Genomic DNA, 17972 nt, shown 5'->3' on the forward strand with positions numbered 1-17972 from the left:
CTCAGGCCTCGCGCCCGAAGTGCAGGTCGCGCGGGCGCAACGCCAGCGTCGCGCCCGCGCCGATCAGCCCGGCGAGCACGAGGTAACCGCAAGCCCACCACGGCGAGCCGCCGACGGCGAGCAGCATCGTGATCACCATCGGCGTGAGACCCGAGGCGTAGATGCCGGAGAACTGGTAGACGAACGACATCCCGGTGTAGCGCAGCCGCACCGGCGCGAGCTGCGCGTACAGCGTGCCCTGCGGGGCGTAGAGCACCGCGTGCACGACGCCCAGCACCAGCACGATCACCACTCCGATCAGCAGCGGATCGCGGGTCTGGAACGCGAGGAACGCGGGCAAGACCGATGCCGCGAACAGCACTGCGCCGAAGGCGTACGTGCGGCGAGGAGTCCACTGGTCGGCGAGTCGCCCGAACACCGGGATGAGCACGGCCAGCACGATCGAGGCGGCCATCACGGCCACGAGCACATCGGTGCGTGGCATGGCGAGCGTCGTGGTCGCGTAGGCCAGGAAGAACACCGCCCAGGTGTTGAAAGCCGCTCCTTCGGCCCAGCGCGAGAGCAGGCCGAGCAGCGTGTTGCGGCGGGCCGTGCGGTCGCGGAAGAGGTCCAGGAAGGGCGCGCGGGAGGTCTCCCGCGCGGCGCGCATCTGCTCGAAGGCCGGTGTTTCGGCCACCCGCAGGCGGATCAGCAGGCCGATGAACACCAGCACGATGCTGAGCCCGAACGCGATCCGCCAGCCGTAGCCGAGGAACTGCTCGTCGTCGAGCACGTTGCCGAGCAGCGCGAACAGCCCGGTGCCCAAGCCCAGCCCCAGCGCGAGGCCGACCTGCGGCCAGGCGCCGTAGCGGGCCTGCTTTCCCGGCGGCGCGTACTCCACCGCCATGAGCACCGCGCCCGCCCACTCGCCGCCGATCGCCAAGCCCTGCACGACGCGCAGCAGCACCAGCAGGACGGGCGCGAGCAGCCCGATGTCGGCGTAGGTGGGCAGCGCGCCCATCAGGGCCGTGGCCACGCCCATCAGCAGCATCGTGGTCACCAGCGTGCGCTTGCGGCCGATCCGGTCGCCGATGTGTCCGAAAAGGACACCGCCGAGCGGGCGGGCGACGAAGCCGACGAAGAACGTCGCGAAGGCCAGCACGGTGGAGACCGCCGGGTCGTCGGTGGGGAAGAACAGCTCGTCGAAGACCAGCCCGGCGGCGGTGCTGTAGAGGAAGAAGTCGTACCACTCGACGGTGGTGCCCATCAGGCTGGACGCGATCACCGTGCGGACGTCCTTGGCCGGAACCTGCCGGGTGCCGGGCGCCTCGACGTGCGAGGTCGCGGTCATGGTGCTGCCTCCTGCGGATGTGGGTGCGTGCCGGATCGGCTGGTGAGTGGTTTCAGGAGGCGGAACAGGCCGCGGACGTCACGCGCAGCAGGTCCACGTGGTGGCGGCAGGTCAGCAGCACCGGTCGGAGCACACGGCGACGCTATGGAGGCGGCCGAGGCGGTGTCAACGTCGCGGCAGGCCGGTTCCAGCCGATGAGATCACCGCGGTGGTCCGCCAGGTGGGATGGCCCGGCCGCCGGTTGACACCCGCGGCGCGGCTTTGCTGCGATTGATCCGTGCGAGCCGCGGCGCTGTTCACCAGGCGCCGGCACGTGGACTTCCACCGCGTGTCGGCGCAGGCCTGTCGTCCTTGACGGCAGTTCCCGCCCGCGCGGCGAGGCCATCTCTTCGTCCACAACGGACTCGACGGGTTCGCGACCACGTGCTGGGCCGGTCCCGCTTCCCCTGGAGTGACTGATGTCTTTGACCTTCCACTGGTTCCTGCCCACCTACGGCGACAGCCGGTACCTCGTCGGCGGCGGGCACGGCGTGGCGACCACCAACACCGCCACCGGCTCCCGGCCCGCGACGCTGGCCTACCTCGGCCAGATCGCCCGCAGCGCCGCGCAGCTCGGGTTCGAGGGCGCGCTGACGCCGACCGGTGCCTGGTGCGAGGACGCCTGGCTGTCCACGGCGATGCTGGCGGAGGTCACCGAGCGGCTGAAGTTCCTGGTGGCGTTCCGGCCGGGACTGGTGTCGCCGACGCTGGGCGCGCAGATGGCCGCGACGTTCCAGCGCCACTCCGGCCAGCGGCTGCTGCTCAACGTGGTGACCGGCGGTGAGAGCGCCGAGCAGCGCGCCTACGGCGACTTCCTGGACAAGGACGCCCGCTACGCGCGCTGCGACGAGTTCCTGCACGTGGTGCGGGGATTGTGGCGAGGCGAGCGGGTCGACTTCGAGGGCGCGCACGTGCACGTCGAAGGCGCCGAGCTCGCCCGGATCCCGGACCCGGTGCCCGCGCTGTACTTCGGCGGCTCCTCGCCCGCGGCGGGCACCGTCGCGGCCAAGCACGCCGACGTGTACCTGACCTGGGGTGAGCCGCCGCAGAAGGTCGCGGAGAAGGTCGAGTGGATCCGCGCGCTGGCGGCCGAGCAGGGCCGCACGCCGCGCTTCGGCATCCGGCTGCACGTGATCAGCCGCGACACCAGCGAGCAGGCCTGGGCGGAGGCGCAGCGGCTGCTCGACGCGCTGGACCCGGCGACCATCTCGCGAGTGCAAGAAGGCCTGGGGCGCAGCGAGTCCGAGGGGCAGCGACGGATGCTGGAGCTGCACGGCGGATCGACCGCGAACCTGGAGATCTACCCGAACCTGTGGGCGGGCGTCGGCCTGGTGCGCGGTGGGGCCGGGACCGCGCTGGTCGGCAGCCACGCCGAGGTCGCCGAGCGGATCGAGGAGTACCACGCGCTCGGCATCGACGAGTTCGTGCTCTCCGGGCACCCGCACCTGGAGGAGGCGTACTGGTTCGGCGAAGGCGTGCTGCCGATCCTGGAGCGCAAGGGCCTGTGGCGGCACCCGGCCGGGGCCGCCGATGCCGCGCCGGCGGGCATCCCGTTCGCGGGCGGCTCGCGGGAGCCCGCCGCGGCTTCCTGACCGGCGAGGTGGCAGCGGGCCCGCCGGGCGGCACCACGCCGCCCGGCGGGCCCTTTTCATGTCCACAAAGGACTATGTCCGGGTGCTGAGATCCGTTGACACCGCTGATCTTCTTTGGTGGCATTGATGCGTGTTCCCCGCAGACCGGCTGACCAGGCGCCGCCACGTCGACCTCGCTCGCGTCGGCGCGCAGTCCTGTCGCGGCTGCTGATCTCCTCCGCCGCCTGAACCGGGCGGCCGATCCCCGCTTTTCCCGCGAGCTGCCAGACGCAGCTGGCGCCGGTGCCGCGCGCCGGTGCCCCGTGCGCGACAGGAGATGAGCATGCCCGATGCCCACCGCGCCGAACCGCTGAAATTCGCCTACTGGGTGCCCAACGTCAGCGGTGGCCTGGTCACCAGCAAGATCGAACAGCGAACCGACTTCGGATTCGACTACAACCGGGAACTCGCCGTGCTCGCCGAGCGCAGCGGGTTCGAGTACGCGCTCAGCCAGGTCCGCTACGCCTCCAGCTACGGCGCCGCCCAGCAGCACGACCCGGCCGCGTTCAGCCTCGGGCTGCTGCTGGCCACCGAACGGCTGAAGCTGATCGTCGCCGCCCACCCGGGGCTGTGGCACCCGGCGGTCTTGGCCAAGTTCGGCATCACCGCCGACCTGCTGTCCCGGGGCCGCTTCGCGGCGAACATCGTCAGCGGCTGGTTCAAGGACGAGTTCACCGGCCTCGGCGAACCCTGGCTCGAGCACGACGAGCGCTACCGCCGCACGGAGGAGTTCATCCGGGTGCTGCGCGGCCTGTGGACCCGGCCGGACTTCGACTTCAGCGGCGACTTCTACCGGATCCACGACTTCAGCCTGCGCCCGCAGCCGCACCCGGTGCCCGGCCGTGCGCACCCGGAGATCTTCCAGGGTGGCAACTCGACCGCCGCGCGACAGGTCGCCGGCCGGGTCTCCGACTGGTACTTCAGCAACGGCAAGGACTTCGATGGCTTCACCGAGCAGGTCGCCGACGTCCGGGCCACCGCAGCCGAGCACGGCCGCACCGTCCGGTTCGGCCTGAACGGCTTCCTGATCGCCCGCGAAACCGAGGCGCAGGCGCGCGGCGTGCTGCGCGAGATCGTCGACAAGGCCGACACCGAGGCGGTGGAGGGCTTCCGCGCCGCCGTGCGGCAGGCCGGAAAGTCCACTTCGGACGGAAAGGGCATGTGGGCGGACTCCGGGTTCGCCGACCTGGTGCAGTACAACGACGGATTCCGCACCGGGCTGATCGGCACGCCGGAGCAGATCGCGCGCCGCATCGTCGAGTACAAGAAGCGCGGCGCGGACCTGATCCTGCTCGGCTTCCTGCACTACCTGGAGGACGTCGAGCACTTCGGCCGCCACGTGCTGCCGATCGTCCGCGAACTCGAAGCCGAACTCGACCGCACCGGCGACCCGCTCGGTGCCGGAAACGCACGGTGACCGGAGGCGCACGACCATGACCACGAGGAACTGGACCGACGCACGGCCCACCACCGCGGCGGAGTGGATCGAACGGGCCAAGGACGTCGCCGCCGTCCTGGCCACCGACGCCCTGGCCCGGGACCGGGCGAACAGCACGCCCTACGAGGAGGTGGCGCTGCTCAAAGACGCCGGGCTGGTGACGCTGCTCGGACCGCGGGAGCACGGCGGGGCCGGACAGAGCTGGGAGACGGCGTACCGGGTCGTCCGCGAGGTGGCCGGGGGAGACGGCTCGATCGGGCAGCTGCTCGGCTACCACTACCTGTGGGCCTGGGCGGCGCGGCTGGTCGGCACCACCGAGCAGATCGCCGCGGTCGAAGAGCTCTACACCGCGAGCAACCTCTTCTTCGGCGGGGCGGTCAACCCCCGCGACGACGACCTGGTCATCGCCGACGAAGGCGACCGGCTGGTCTTCCGCGGCCGGAAGTCCTTCTCCACCGGCGGCAAGGTCTCCGACCTGACGGTGCTGGAAGGCGTGCTGGAGGACGGCGGCGGGCACGTCTTCGCGATCGTCCCGTCCGGCCAGCAGGGCATCACATTCGGCGACGACTGGGACAACCTGGGCCAGCGGCTCACCGAATCCGGCAGCGTGCTGGTCGAGGACGTGCGGGTGCCGTGGACCTCGGCGGCGGGCTACGTGGACAAGGAGTTCCGCCCGCTGACCTACAACACGCTCAACGTGCCGACGATCCAGCTGGTGTTCGCCAACTTCTACCTCGGCATCGCCCAGGCGGCGTTGCGGGCGGGCATCTCCTACACCGCCCAGCGTACCCGGCCCTGGCCCTACGGCGGGGACAACAAGGAGTCCGCGACCGAGGAGTTCTACGTCCTCGACGCCTTCGGCGACCTCCAGGCCAAGCTGTGGGCCGCCGAAGCGCTGATCGACAAGGCCGGTGCCGTGCTGTCCGGGCTGCTGCACGCCGAGCGGGAGTCGCTGACCGAGCGGCAGCGGGGCGAGGCCGCGGTGCTGATCGCGGCGGCCAAGCAGCGCATCATCGACACCGGTCTGGAGGTCAGCACCCGGATCTTCGAGGTCACCGGCGCGCGGGCCACCGCGAACTCGGTCGGCCTGGACATCTACTGGCGGAACCTGCGCACGCACAGCCTGCACGATCCCGTCGCCTACAAGCGGGTGGAGGTCGGGCGCTACGCGCTGCTCGGCGAACTGCCCGAACCCACTTGGTACACCTGACCACCGAGGCGGGGGAGAGGTCGTGAGCGCGCAACCGGGCCCCACCCCGGTTGCGCGCTCACGAACCGCACCTCCGCGACCAGCAGAAAGCGACCGCAGTGTCCACTTCGCACCACCCGTCCCGCCGCAACAAGCACTTCCTCGCCCTGATCGGCACCCTGGTGCTGGCCCTCGCCGGCTGCGGGCTGGCCGGCGGGGCCGCCTCCGACGAGCGCACCATCAGCATCATCGCCACCGACAGCCCGCCGTACCACGACCCGCTGGAGATCGCCCGCGACCAGCTCGAAGCCGAGGGCTGGCGGCTCGACGTCCGGTACGTGACCGACATCGTGCAGCCCAACCACGCGGTCAGCGCCGGGGAAGCCGACTTCAACTTCTTCCAGCACGGCGCGTACCTGCAGACCTTCAACCGCGACAACGGAACCGACGTGGTGCCGCTGTTCTACGCCGTCGGCTCGCCCGCGGGCGTGTACTCCACGCGCTACGACGACATCTCGCAGCTGCCCGACGGCGCCCGCATCGCGCTACCGGTGGACCCGGCGAACAACGGCCGCGCCCTGCACCTGCTGGCCGGCGCCGGGCGGCTGAAGCTGCGCGAGGGCGCGCAGGTGGTGACCACCAGCCAGCGCGACATCGTGGACAACCCGCATCGCTACTCCTTCGTGGAGGTCGACCAGCAGACGCTCACCCAGACGCTGCCGGACGTCGACGCCGGGTTCCTGTTCTCCCGGCAGGCGATCGAGATCGGGCTGGACGTGGAGGGCGCGGCCCTGCTGCGGGAGGAGGACCTCGACGCCGTCCCGTACCGGATCGTCGTCGGCGGTCGCCCGGACGAGGTGGGCTCGGCCAAGGCCCGTGCGCTGCAAGCAGCTCTGCAGAGCCCGCGGGTCCGCGACTTCTTCAAGCAGTTCTACGGCGAGTGGGCTCCGCTGCCGTGGGCCGAGGACCCGCAGGCCCAGCTCGGGCAGTGGTGGAAGGACGGCGGACGTTGATCACCTTGCGCGGCGTCACCAAGCGCTTCACCGGCCCGGACGGCCCGCTGACCGCCGTCGACGACGTCGACCTGCACGTGCCGCGCGGATCGGTGCAGGGCATCATCGGGTTCTCCGGGGCGGGCAAGTCGACGCTGATCCGCCTGATCAACCTCCTGGAGCGGCCGGACTCCGGCTCGGTGGCGGTCGACGGCACCGATCTGACCACTGTGGATGACGTCGAGCTGCGCAGGCGGCGAGCCAAGATCGGCATGATCTTCCAGCACTTCAACCTGCTCGCCAACCTCACCGCGGCGCAGAACGTCGAGCTGGCCCTGCGCATCGCCGGAGTTGGCAAGGCGGCGCGCGCGGCGAGGGTGGCCGAAGCGCTGGCGGTGGTGGACCTCTCCGACAAGGCCGGTGCCTACCCGGCGAAGCTCTCGGGCGGGCAGCAGCAGCGCGTAGCGATCGCCCGGGCGCTGGCCAACGAACCGTCGGTGCTGCTGTGCGACGAACCGACCAGCGCCGTCGACCCGCGCACCACGGTGTCGGTGCTGAGCTACCTCAAGGAGGTCAACGAGCGGCTCGGCATCACGATCGTGCTGGTCACCCACGAGATGAACGTGGTGCGCGCGATCGCCGACGACGTCGCGGTGATGGACGGCGGCAAGGTCGTCGAACACCTGCGGCTGGACGGCTCGCCGCTGCGGCCGGAGACCGAGATCGCCCAGTTCCTGATCGACGACCGCATCCGGCTGCGGAGCTTGGAGGAGACCCATGTCGGCTGAGCGCATCCTCGCGGCGCTCCCGGAGATGGCCGAGGCGCTGGGCGAGACCGGGATCATGCTGCTGATCACGGTACCGATCGCGGTGCTGTCCGCGGTGCCGATCGGAGTGCTGCTGTGGTCGAGCGGGCCTGGCGGACCGAGCCCGTCACCGCGGCTGCACCAGGTGCTCAACGCGGTGGTGAACCTCGTCCGCTCGTTCCCCTTCCTCATCCTGCTGATCGCGATGATCCCGATCACCCGGCTGATCGTGGGCACCAGCGTCGGCACCCTCGCGGTGACCGTGCCGCTGTGCGTCAACGCCGTCGCCTACCTGTCGCGGTTCGTCGAGCAGAACCTGCTGCAGGTCAGCCCCGGCGTGATCGAGGCGGCGCAGGCGATGGGCGCGTCGAGGCTGCGCACCATCTGGAGCGTGCTGCTGGTCGAGGCGCGGCCGGGGCTGGCGGGCTCGATCACCATCATGGTGGTCAGCTTCATCTCCTACTCGGCGATCGCGGGCCTGGTCGGCGGCGGGGGCATCGGCGACTTCGCCATCCGGCACGGCTACTACCGCTACGAGACGGGCGTGATGGTGGTGGCGGTGCTGGTGATGATCGCGCTGGTGCAACTGGTCCAGCTGGCCGGGAACCTGACCGTGCGACGACTGGACAAGCGGCTGTGAGCGCCCGGAAGCGGCTGCGGCTGAGCGCTTTCGTCATGGCCACCACCTCGCACATCCTGGAAGGCCAGTGGCGGCACCCGCAGGCCCAGCAGCACCGCTTCGACGAGCTGTCGCTGTGGACCGACCTCGCCCGGCAGCTGGAGGCGGCCCGCTTCGACGCGATCTTCTTCGCCGACGTCGTAGGGCTCTACGGAAACTACCGCGGCAACTGGGACATCTTCGCCACCGAGGGCCTGCAGATCCCCTCGCACGACCCGTCGGTGATGATCTCCGCGCTCGGCGCGGTGACCGAGCACCTGGGCCTGGCCTGGACCAGCTCGGTGATCCAGGAGCACCCGTTCACCTTCGCCCGGCGCGCCGCCACGCTCGACCACCTCACCGGCGGCCGGACGGGCTGGAACATCGTCACCTCGGCGCTGGAGAACGCCCACCGCAACTTCGGCCTGCCCGGCCTGACCCCGCACGACGAGCGCTACCGGTGGGCCGACGAGTACGTCGAGGTGGTCTACAAGCTGCTGGAGGGCAGCTGGGAGGACGACGCGCTGCGGCGGGACAAGGCCGCCGGGGTGCACGCCGATCCGGCGAAGATCCACAAGATCCACCACCGCGGCGAGCGGTACTCGGTGGAGGGCCCGCACCTGGTGGCGCCGTCGGCGCAGCGCACCCCGGTGCTGTTCCAGGCGGGCACCTCTCCTGCCGGGATGGCGTTCGCGGCGCGCAACGCCGAAGCGGTGTTCATGTTCGCCGGTTCGCCGGGAAGCGCGCGCAAGATCACCACGACCGTCCGCGCGCAGGCCGCCGATCACGGCCGCCGTCCGGAGGACGTGCTGTTCTTCGCGGGGCTGTCCTTCGTGGTCGGCAGCACCGAAGCCGAGGCCCGGCGGCGCAAGGCCGACTTCGACGAGTACCTCTCGGTGGACGGCCTCGCCGCGCACATGCTCGGCGGAATGGGCGTGGACCTCGGCGACGCGCCGGTGGACACCCCGCTGAAGGACCTGCGCGTCGAGGGCGGCCGCGGCGTGCTGCAGGCCGTCATCGACTCCGTGCCGGGCGGCAACCCGACCATCGAGGACATGGTGCGCTACCGCGCGGAGCGGATGCGGCTGGTCGGCACGCCGGAGCGGATCGCCGACGAGCTGGAGCGCTGGCAGGAAGCAGGCATCGACGGGATCAACATCATCAACCACGTCATCCCGGGCAGCTACGCGGAGGTGATCGACGGCCTGCTGCCCGAACTCCGCCGCCGAGGCCTGGCGCAGACCGACTACACCCCGGGCACCTTCCGCGAGAAGCTGTACGCCGACGGCCCCCGCCTGAACCCGCGCCACCCGGCCGCCTCCTACCGCGCAGCCTTCCGCGACGCAGAGCGCTGAAACCTCACCACACGTCGTGCGGAGAGCGCGAACGGCTCGGTTTTCGCTGTGGAGGCCCGTGAGCGTTTTGGGGTGCTATAGAAACTGGTCGCACCACTGTTTTCTAGCGGCTTTGCTGTTCTGGCGGTTAGGGCGAGCTTGTGGTCTCCCTCTGCAAGGGAGGGGCTGTGTCCTCACCCCATCGACCTGGCGAATTCCGATCAGGCAAGGCAGCGTTGACTGCGTCGAGCCAGAGGTGCATTCGGTCGTGTGCGCGGGCGAAGTCTTGGTAGAGGCTGTGGCCTCGGCGCAGGATGGCGAGGTTGCTGGCTGCGTTGTGGGCGATGTGGTCGTGGTCGGCGATGTGGCCTCGTCCGTCTCTGGGGTCGATGAAGTGGACGGGTGCGCGTCGGGCGTGTCTGTTCATCATCGTGGCGATCCAGGCGCACGCTTCTTCCGGTGTTCGCAGAATGCGGTCGGGGATTCGGATCAGTCGGAGGGCTCGGCATGGCGGCGATCGCATCGCATCGCGGGTGAAGGCGATGTAGGTGTGCCAGTGGACGCCTCGGCAATGTTGCTGGTTCTGGCTGGTCATGGTGGATCTCCTCGTGGTGCAAGGTGATCGTTTTCTTGGTCGGATGGTCGTGGTGGCTGGCCTGTCGGTGCGTTACGGGGGTTCGCACCGACAGGCCATCCCTTCGCTGCCGGTGTCCGGGGAGGGGGCTCAGCGGCAGCGAGTATGAGGGGCTATTCCTTGAGCTCTTTCAGCAGTGCATTGCAGTCCTGGCAGGTGGGTGCGCGTATCCAGTCCACTTCGGATGGAGTAGCCAGGGCGTACGTGTCGCCGCAGAAGGAGTCATCGGCCGGGCCTTTGTCCAGTCGGCTACCGGCGAACGCGTGGCGGACCAAGCCGTAGTCGCTGGTCTCGTCTGGCACGGGCAGCCAGAAGTAGCGCAGCTCAATCTGGGGCATGGACACTCCTGTCGTCTGTGTGAGGTCGGTGCACCTAGGGGAGGGGTGGGGCCGGTTCGTTTTGGTGGCCGGAACCGGACCCACCTGTCCGCCGCGCGCCTCGCGGATGCAGCTGGCAGGCTCGGGAATCTGTCCTGATCTGCATTGCACGACAACAAGTTCACCGCAGCGCAAAGGACGTTCCCAGGGCTTCGGCGGGTCGCTTGCAGACGTCCTGCGCGGTCGCTAGCGTCCGCAAAACGTCCGAACTCGTACCGAAAACGTCCCTTCCCGGGGTGCCCAATGCCGAACGAACGCCTACAGTCCGCGATCCGGGCAGCGGGCCTGACCATCGACGATCTGGCTCGGGAGCTCCGCGTCGACCCGAAAACCGCGGGGCGATGGGTCACGGTTGATGGCCGTGTCCCCCACCCCGGCAACCGCCGGGACATCTCGAATCTCGTCGGAGTCGATGAGGTTCACCTCTGGCCATCATTGGCCGAGAATCTGCACGTCAAGCCGAACACCGACACCGAGCTGGTGCACCTGTACCCGTCCCGGTCGTCGATCCCGTTCACGCTGTGGACCGAGCTGATCGCCAGCGTCAAGGAGCAGATGGACGTCCTCGTGTTCTCCGGGCAGTTCCTGGTGGAGCAGCACGACATCCTCCCCGTCGTGCGCCAGAAGGCCGCCGAGGGCGTGAGATTCCGGTTCGCGGTCGGCGACGAGACTTCGACCGCGGTGACGCAGAGGGCGATGGAAGAAGGCACGACCGGCGGCCTCCAAGGGCGGATCCAGATGATGCGGCGCTACCTCGCCGAGGTGGCTGACCTCTCGAATGTCGAGGTCAGAACGCACGGGACGATCCTGTACAACTCGCTCTACCGGTTCGACGACAACCTGCTGGTGAACGGTCATGTGTTCGGAGGGCTCGCCGGTCAGAATCCCGTGCTGCATCTCCGCCAGCTCCCCGGTGGCCTCATGTGGAAGAACTACGTGCGCTCGTTCGACCACGCCTGGAAGCAAGCTCGACCAGAACTGTCCGACTGAGGAGGGGCGCCCCGTGGCCCGCATCGACTACTTCAACGACCCCAGTGCTCCGCCCGCGAATTCCGTGGTGCCATCGGTGACCGCAGCGATCCGGAACGGCGCTGGAGACGTGCTCCTCATTCACAAGGTCGACAACGACCTCTGGGCACTACCCGGCGGTGGGCACGACGTCGGCGAGTGCCTCACCGACACCGTCGTCCGGGAAGTTCAGGAAGAAACCGGGCTTGACGTCGAGGTCGTCCGCCTGGTCGGAACGTACACCAACCCCGCGCACGTCATGGCCTACGACGATGGGGAAGTCCGGCAGCAGTTCTCGCTCTGCTTCGAATGCCGCTGGATCGGCGGCGAACCCCGCGAGGACGGAAGCGAAACGAAAGAGGTCCGCTGGGTCGCCCCGGCGGACCTCGACGGCCTCAACATCCACCCGTCGATGCGCTTGCGCATCGACCACGCGCTCGATTCGGCTCGAACCAGTCCCTACCTCGGCTGAGCCGCGGCCAGCCGGCGTTCGGCCCGGGCAACGGCTGCACCGATCACCGGGCGGGCTTTGGTCCAGGTGCGGTGGACTGGATCGTCGGGCTGGTACCGGCTGAGGATCTCGTCCATGCGCTCGTCGTAGGTGAATCGCTCGCCGGCCGGGCCGGTGGTCAGGTCGGCGGTGACGAGCGCGTCGAGCAGCGGTGAGTCCTGGAACGGGAACTCGGCGAGTTCGTCGGACAGGCCACGCTCGGCGGCTTCGTATCGTGCTCCAGAATGGTGAGCGACCAGGTTCACGATGACCTCGGGCCAGTGCTGGTCGCGGAGGTAGCGCGCTCCGTCGAGCGGATGGAATCGTGTGTGGCCGATCTCGGGTGCGTACCCGAGATCGTGCAGCCACGCGGCCGCGATCAGCGTGTCTTCGTCCTCGGGGGCGACGGCGCGGCGCAGCTCGTGCGCACGAGCTGCGACGGCTTGGACGTGCTCCCAACGGCGCCCGAGCGGCTTGACCAGGTTCTCGGCGAGTGCGGCGGCTGCAGAGGAATCCGAGTCCATGTTCATCGACGTTACCGAACCTTCTCGTGCGATCGAGCGCTCTAGGGCTCTCCTGGGCTGGTTGTCGACGCGCCCCTGGCCAGCGCCTGGTGACTGTCCAACTGCTTGTCAATCGGAAGCAAAACACCCGTTTCTATGGCACCCCAAACGCTCACGGGGCCTGAGCAGCGGAAACGGATCCGATGGCGGGTCCGCGTGAAATCGGCATCGGGATGGGACGTGCGTTCGCCGTGCGTTCACGTCGTGGACGAATCGGGTGTCTAGGTTGCCGGGCATGAACGACGATCAGGCGGTGCTCGCGCGCCGGACGGTGTTGGGTGGCGCTCTGGCCGGGGCGGGGCTTCTCGCGCTCGGCGGGACGGCTTCGGCCGCGCGGCCTCGGCGGGTGCTGATTGCGACGAACGAGCCGTGGGGCACCTACCACGTCAAACCGCTGCTGGCCGAAGCCGACCGGCGCGGCTGGCAGCTGACGCAGCTGGTGCCCGATCGCACCGGGGTCGCTCCGGACGACCCGGTCCCGGTGGCGGTGCCCGGCGAGGTCTCGCGGGCGGATCTGCTGGTCGTGACGGGTGCGGAGGAGTGGCCCGCGGAGTGCGCGGCCCGTTTCCGGCGGCTGCCGCTGGCCGCCAGCTCGCTGGCCTACCTCAACCCGAAGGAAGCCGCCCGCGCTCGGTGGCTGCGGCCGCGGTTGCGCGCGATCACCGCATCGTCCCCGGCGGAAGCCCGCGCTTTCGCGGGCTACCTGGGAACCCGCCGCAAGGTTCGCGTCGTCGGCGCGCCGCAAGCGGACACATTGCCGACGCGAACTCCGGAACCGGGGCTGGTGCTCGTGCTCACCAGCGTCACCCATCCCGACGGCACCGGGGCGGCCGCGCCCGGCACCGAGCTGCTGCTGGCGGCGGCGGAGAAGCTGCAGGCCGCAGGCAAGCGCATCCTGGTCGGCCTGCACCCGCGGGAGGACCCGTCGCTGTGGAGCCGCTACGAGATCAGGGACGTCCCGTCGTTGCAGGCGTCGGCGCGGGCCGAGGCGGCGATCGGGATTCCCGGCACGGTGTTCCCGCTGATCGCCGCGGTGGGCACACCGCTGGTCGGATGCGTCGACCCGGCGCTGACCGTCCCGGAGCACCTGCTGGCGGTCTGCTCCAGCACCATCACCGACCCGGCGCCCGCGGTGTCCGCAGTGGACGGTGCGGAGCTGCCCGATGCGGCCGTGCTCGCGGACGCGGTCGGTCCCGTCGGCGGCTCCGCGGCCCGGCTGCTCGACGTCTGGGCGCGGGTCAGCCGAAGGTGATCCGGGCGGTGGCCATGACCTCCTCCGGCGCGGTGCGCACCGCCATGGCGCCGTCCGGCCCACCGGTGATCAGCACCGGATCACCGGCGAAGACCGGGCGGCGCAGCCGGTAGTCGACACCGGCGAGCTCGCGACCAGGTGCCCGGTGGCGGGCGAGTTCGGTCATCAGCAGCACCAGCAGCGGGCCGTGCACCACGAGTCCGGGGTAGGCCTCGACGTCGTGGGCGTAGGGCGCGTCGTAGTGGATGCGGTGCGTGTTGGCGGTCAGCGCGCTGAACTGGAACAGCCGCACGGGATCACCGGTGAATTCCTGCTGCCACGGTGCGCCGGAGACCGGGAACCCGGTGGGCCGGGCGGCGTCGGGGTTCTTGGCCGCGCTCTCCCCGCTGCGGTAGACGTAGTCCTGCTCGTCGACGAACCGCAGCTCGCCGTCCTGCCGGTACTCACCGCGGACCGTCACGAACGCCATCTCGCCCGACCGCCCCTGCTTGACCACGACATCGGCCAGCGACGTGGTGCGTTCGGCAGGCGCGCCCAGGCGCAGGGGAGCGGTGATGGTGAGCCGGCCACCGGCGAACATCCGTCGCCGGTCGGGCAGCGGTGGCAGGAAGTGGCCGTGCTCGGGGTGCCCGTCCGCGCCGAGCTCGGCGTGCCGCGGCCAGTCCAGGAAGTGCAGCCAGTGCCACAGCGGCGGCAGGACCTCCTCCGGAGCCGTCGTCCCCAGCGCCGCGGCCAGCGCGCGCGACGGATCGGCGGGCAGCGCGTCGGTCTCGACCAGCGGCTCCGGCCGCCACTCCCGCAGGTAGGTGTCCAGTCCCGGCACTGCTCCTCCTCGGTCCGCCGATTGGGCCGTACAAACTTCACGCAAGTCTCGGCCTCGTATGCCGCGCCGTCAACGTGCTCTCGTTGGGGCAGCCGGTTTCGGAGGGTCCTTGACCGCGCGGCGGATTTGGCCGTACAAAGATTGGCGGACAGCTCAGCGGCGCGCGCTGGCGGAAAGGGTTCCCATGGCATCCATCGCCGAATCCCTCGCGAACTGGGCGGCCGACCTCGAACCGGGCCCCGACGACCTCGCGCTGGCCCACCGCTCGCTGCTCGACACCGCCGCGGTCACCCTCGCCGCCAGGGACGACCCGCTGACCGGGATCGCCGCCGACCTGCCCGACGCCGCGCGCTGGGCGGCCATCGGCCACGTGCTGGACTTCGACGACCTGCACGTCGAGTCCACCACCCACATCAGCGTGGTGACCGTGCCGGTGGTGCTGGCCACCGGCGGTGACGCGCGGGCCTACCTGGCCGGGGCCGGTGTGATGGCCCGCCTGGGCAACGCGCTCGGCTGGTCGCACTACGCCGCGGGCTGGCACGCGACCTGCACGGCCGGAGCCCCGGCCGCCGCCGTCGCCGCCGGGACAGCGCTGGGACTGTCCGCCGGGCAGCTGGCGACGGCGATGGCGCTCGCCGTCCCCGCCGCCGGCGGCGTGCAGAACGCGTTCGGCACGCACGGCAAATCGCTGCAGGTCGGTTTCGCCGCGCAGGCCGGGGTGCGCGCCGCGCAGCTGGCGCAGGCCGGGGCCACCGCCGACCCCGGTGCCCTGGACGCCTGGCTGGAGCTGGTCGGCGGCAGCGGCGAGCTGGACCTGTCCGGGCCCGCCGTGCCGGGCGGCCTCGCGATCAAGGTCTACCCGTGCTGCTACGCGATGCAGCGGCCGATCGCCGCGCTGCGCGAGATCCGCCACCAGATCCGCGGGCAGGTGCGCGGAGTGCGGGTGCGCACGCCGCAGGCCACCGTCACACCGCTGATCCACGACCGCCCCACGACCGGTCTGGAGGGCAAGTTCAGCCTGCCCTACGCGGTGGCGACCGCGTTGCTGGACGACTACCCGGACTTCGCGGCCTTCACCGACGCGGCCGTCGGTCGGGCCGCGGCGCAGGAACTGCTGCGCGGAGTGGAGCTCGAAAGCACGCCCGGCGCCGACGGCCTGCTGACCGGCGAGGTCGACATCGAGGTGACGCACGACGGCCCGCCGCTGCACGTGCGGCTGGCACAACCACCGGGCGCGCCGTCGCGACCGCCGACCGACGCCGAACTGGCCGAGAAGTTCAAGGCCTGCGGCACCGACGTCCCGGCCCTGCTCGCCGGTGCCGACTGGACGGCGGTCCGGCAACTCCTGCGCAGGACCTTCCCGCGAGCCGACTGAACACCGATCCGGATTTCCGCTGGAACAGAGGAGAACCGGGAGACTGGGAGAGCAACGTCGTGAGCACAGTGGACATCCTCAGCGCGGACGAGAAGCTCGCCGTGGAAACGGTGCGGGACTTCATCGACAAGTCCGCGAAACCGGTGGTGCAGGAGCTCGAGCACGCCAACGCCTACCCGGAAGCGCTCATCGAGCAGATGAAGCAGCTGGGCGTCTTCGGACTGGCCATCCCGGAGGAGTACGGCGGAACACCGGTGTCCACGCCCTGCTACGTGCTGATCGTGGAGGAGCTGGCGCGCGGCTGGATGAGCCTGGCCGGTGCGATGGGCGGGCACACCGTGGTGTCCAAGCTGCTGCTGGACTTCGGCACCGAGGAGCAGAAGCGCCGGTACCTGCCGAAGATGGCCACCGGCGAGATCCGCGCGACGATGGCGCTGACCGAACCCGGCGGCGGCTCGGACCTGCAGGCCATGACCACCACGGCCCGCCGCGACGGCGAGGAGTACGTGATCAACGGCGGCAAGACCTGGATCACCAACGCCCGCCGCTCCCAGCTGATCGCGCTGCTGTGCAAGACCGACCCGGACGCCGAACCCGCGCACCGGGGCATCTCGATCGTGCTGGTCGAGCACGGCCCCGGCCTCACGGTGTCCCGCGACCTGCCCAAGCTCGGCTACAAGGGCGTGGAGAGCTGCGAACTGCACTTCGACGACCACCGCGCGCCGGTGAGCGCCGTGCTCGGCGGTGCGGAGGGCAAGGGCTTCGCGCAGATGATGAAGGGCCTGGAAACCGGGCGCATCCAGGTCGCCTCCCGCGCGCTGGGCGTGGGCCGGGCCGCGCTGGAGGACGCGCTGCGCTACGCCCAGGAGCGGGAGAGCTTCGGCAAACCCATCTGGCAGCACCAGTCGGTGGGCAACTACCTGGCGGAGATGGCCACCAAGCTCACCGCCGCCCGGCAGCTGACCCTGCACGCCGCGCGCGAGTTCGACGCGGGCCGCCGGGTGGACATGGAAGCGGGCATGGCCAAGCTGTACGCCTCGGAGGCCGCGATGGAGATCGCGCTCAACGCGGTGCGCATCCACGGCGGATACGGCTACTCCGCGGAGTTCGACGTGGAGCGCTACTTCCGCGACGCGCCGCTGATGATCGTCGGGGAGGGCACCAACGAGATCCAGCGCAACGTGATCGCCGCCCAGCTGGTCAAGCGCGGCGGCCTCGACGCGTGAGCCACCTCGCGGCGGGGTTCCGCTACGGTCTGTGGTGAGTACCCGGGAGGTGGTGGCGTGGCGGCGCGGACGGACGGCAGGGAGAGCGCGTACCTGCGCCTGGCGCGGGAGCTGCGGGCGGCGATACTGCAGCACGACTACCCGGAGGGCAAGCGCCTGCCCACCGAGGCCGAGCTCGCCGAGAGCCACCGGGTCAGCCGCCAGACGGTGCGCCGCGCCTTCCAGGACCTCGTCGCCGAGGGCATGGTCTACCGCATCCCGGGCCGCGGCACCTTCGCCGCGCCCCGCGAGGAGCAGTACCTGCGCCAGTTCGGTTCCATCGACGACCTGATGGGGCTGTCCATCGACACCACGATGCGGCTGCTCACCCCGCTGCACCGCAAGGTCGACCTCGACGCCGCCGGGCGGCTGCGGCTGGCCGCCGACCGGGTGCACGTGCTGGAGTTCCTGCGCCTGCACGACGACGTGCCGTTCTGCCTGACCACGGTGTTCCTGCCGCCCGAGGTCGGCAAGCTGGTCGAGTCGGTGCCCGAGCTCACCGAGGCCGGCGCCCGCAGCCGGGTGACCATCATCGGGCTGCTCGACGACCGGCTGAGCGATCCCATCGCCGAAGCCGAGCAGAGCATCACGGTCGGCACCGCGACGCCCGAGATCGCCGAGCACCTCGGCTGCGAACCGCACCGCTCGCTGCTGCGCATCGACCGCATGTACCAGTCCACCACCGGACGACCGGTGGAACTCGCGGTCAGCCACTTCCTCCCGGAGCACTACTCCTACCGGGTGCGCCTGCGCCGCAACGTCCGCTGA

General features: G+C 70.4%; 18 protein-coding genes. 13 read left to right on the forward strand and 5 right to left on the reverse strand.

Annotated features, from left to right (window positions below):
* Position 1: 1 nt before the first annotated feature.
* Entirely contained in the window at positions 2-1330 is a 1329-nt protein-coding gene (locus OU416_RS02905) for an MFS transporter (protein WP_270925205.1), read from the reverse strand.
* A 458-nt stretch (positions 1331-1788) separates the two neighbouring features.
* Between OU416_RS02905 and OU416_RS02910 the strand changes: the two genes are divergently transcribed.
* The 7 genes from OU416_RS02910 (at position 1789) to OU416_RS02940 (ending at position 9438) form a co-directional block, all read left to right on the forward strand.
* The gene (locus tag OU416_RS02910; RefSeq protein WP_270925206.1) at positions 1789-2961 is read left to right on the forward strand and encodes an LLM class flavin-dependent oxidoreductase; all 1173 of its coding nucleotides are present in this window, start codon (positions 1789-1791) and stop codon (positions 2959-2961) included.
* 322 nt (positions 2962-3283) lie between these two features.
* The gene (sfnG, locus tag OU416_RS02915) at positions 3284-4417 is read left to right on the forward strand and encodes a dimethylsulfone monooxygenase SfnG (RefSeq protein WP_270925207.1); all 1134 of its coding nucleotides are present in this window, start codon (positions 3284-3286) and stop codon (positions 4415-4417) included.
* Between the two features lie 16 nt (positions 4418-4433).
* Entirely contained in the window at positions 4434-5648 is a 1215-nt protein-coding gene (locus OU416_RS02920; protein ID WP_270925208.1) for an acyl-CoA dehydrogenase family protein, read from the forward strand.
* Between the two features lie 98 nt (positions 5649-5746).
* The gene (locus tag OU416_RS02925) at positions 5747-6640 is read left to right on the forward strand and encodes a MetQ/NlpA family ABC transporter substrate-binding protein (RefSeq protein ID WP_270925209.1); all 894 of its coding nucleotides are present in this window, start codon (positions 5747-5749) and stop codon (positions 6638-6640) included.
* Positions 6637-7407 (forward strand): methionine ABC transporter ATP-binding protein, encoded by a 771-nt coding sequence (locus OU416_RS02930; protein ID WP_270925210.1) that lies wholly within the window; start codon positions 6637-6639, stop codon positions 7405-7407. Before OU416_RS02925 ends, OU416_RS02930 begins: the two co-directional genes overlap by 4 nt.
* Positions 7397-8065 (forward strand): methionine ABC transporter permease, encoded by a 669-nt coding sequence (locus tag OU416_RS02935; RefSeq protein WP_270925211.1) that lies wholly within the window; start codon positions 7397-7399, stop codon positions 8063-8065. The genes OU416_RS02930 and OU416_RS02935 overlap by 11 nt, the downstream gene beginning before the upstream one ends.
* Positions 8062-9438: an LLM class flavin-dependent oxidoreductase gene (locus tag OU416_RS02940; protein WP_270925212.1), complete on the forward strand. Its 1377-nt coding sequence runs from the start codon at positions 8062-8064 to the stop codon at positions 9436-9438. The genes OU416_RS02935 and OU416_RS02940 overlap by 4 nt, the downstream gene beginning before the upstream one ends.
* 127 nt (positions 9439-9565) lie before the next feature.
* On the opposite strand, the gene OU416_RS02945 is transcribed toward OU416_RS02940, so the two are convergent.
* The gene (locus tag OU416_RS02945) at positions 9566-10012 is read right to left on the reverse strand and encodes a hypothetical protein (protein ID WP_270925213.1); all 447 of its coding nucleotides are present in this window, start codon (positions 10010-10012) and stop codon (positions 9566-9568) included.
* A 152-nt stretch (positions 10013-10164) separates the two neighbouring features.
* Positions 10165-10389 (reverse strand): hypothetical protein, encoded by a 225-nt coding sequence (locus OU416_RS02950; protein ID WP_270925214.1) that lies wholly within the window; start codon positions 10387-10389, stop codon positions 10165-10167.
* 282 nt (positions 10390-10671) lie between these two features.
* Here OU416_RS02950 and OU416_RS02955 point away from each other — a divergent pair, with 282 nt between their 5' ends.
* Together OU416_RS02955 and OU416_RS02960 are read left to right on the forward strand one after the other, a co-directional pair.
* Entirely contained in the window at positions 10672-11418 is a 747-nt protein-coding gene (locus tag OU416_RS02955) for a helix-turn-helix domain-containing protein (RefSeq protein ID WP_270925215.1), read from the forward strand.
* Positions 11419-11431: 13 nt separating this feature from the next.
* A complete protein-coding gene (locus OU416_RS02960; RefSeq protein ID WP_270925216.1) occupies positions 11432-11908 on the forward strand; it encodes an NUDIX domain-containing protein in 477 nt (158 codons plus the stop codon).
* Here OU416_RS02960 and OU416_RS02965 read toward each other — a convergent pair.
* Positions 11896-12450, reverse strand: coding sequence for an HD domain-containing protein (locus OU416_RS02965; RefSeq protein ID WP_270925217.1), 555 nt, complete (start codon positions 12448-12450; stop codon positions 11896-11898). The two genes, OU416_RS02960 and OU416_RS02965, sit on opposite strands and share 13 nt — an antisense overlap.
* Before the next feature lie 274 nt (positions 12451-12724).
* On the opposite strand from OU416_RS02965, the gene OU416_RS02970 reads away from it, so the two are divergent.
* Positions 12725-13741, forward strand: coding sequence for a hypothetical protein (locus OU416_RS02970; protein ID WP_270925218.1), 1017 nt, complete (start codon positions 12725-12727; stop codon positions 13739-13741).
* On the opposite strand, the gene OU416_RS02975 is transcribed toward OU416_RS02970, so the two are convergent.
* Positions 13728-14564 (reverse strand): FAS1-like dehydratase domain-containing protein, encoded by an 837-nt coding sequence (locus OU416_RS02975; RefSeq protein ID WP_270925219.1) that lies wholly within the window; start codon positions 14562-14564, stop codon positions 13728-13730. The genes OU416_RS02970 and OU416_RS02975 overlap by 14 nt on opposite strands.
* Positions 14565-14748: 184 nt before the next feature.
* Here OU416_RS02975 and OU416_RS02980 point away from each other — a divergent pair, with 184 nt between their 5' ends.
* The 3 genes from OU416_RS02980 to OU416_RS02990 all read left to right on the forward strand — a co-directional run bounded on the left by OU416_RS02980 (position 14749) and on the right by OU416_RS02990 (position 17972).
* Positions 14749-15939: an MmgE/PrpD family protein gene (locus OU416_RS02980; RefSeq protein ID WP_270925220.1), complete on the forward strand. Its 1191-nt coding sequence runs from the start codon at positions 14749-14751 to the stop codon at positions 15937-15939.
* A gap of 68 nt (positions 15940-16007) precedes the next feature.
* Positions 16008-17165 (forward strand): acyl-CoA dehydrogenase family protein, encoded by a 1158-nt coding sequence (locus OU416_RS02985; RefSeq protein WP_270925413.1) that lies wholly within the window; start codon positions 16008-16010, stop codon positions 17163-17165.
* A 57-nt stretch (positions 17166-17222) separates the two neighbouring features.
* Positions 17223-17972, forward strand: coding sequence for a GntR family transcriptional regulator (locus tag OU416_RS02990; RefSeq protein ID WP_270925221.1), 750 nt, complete (start codon positions 17223-17225; stop codon positions 17970-17972).

It is taken from the genome of Saccharopolyspora indica (assembly GCF_027853965.1).
Taxonomy (GTDB): Bacteria; Actinomycetota; Actinomycetes; order Mycobacteriales; family Pseudonocardiaceae; genus Saccharopolyspora; species Saccharopolyspora indica.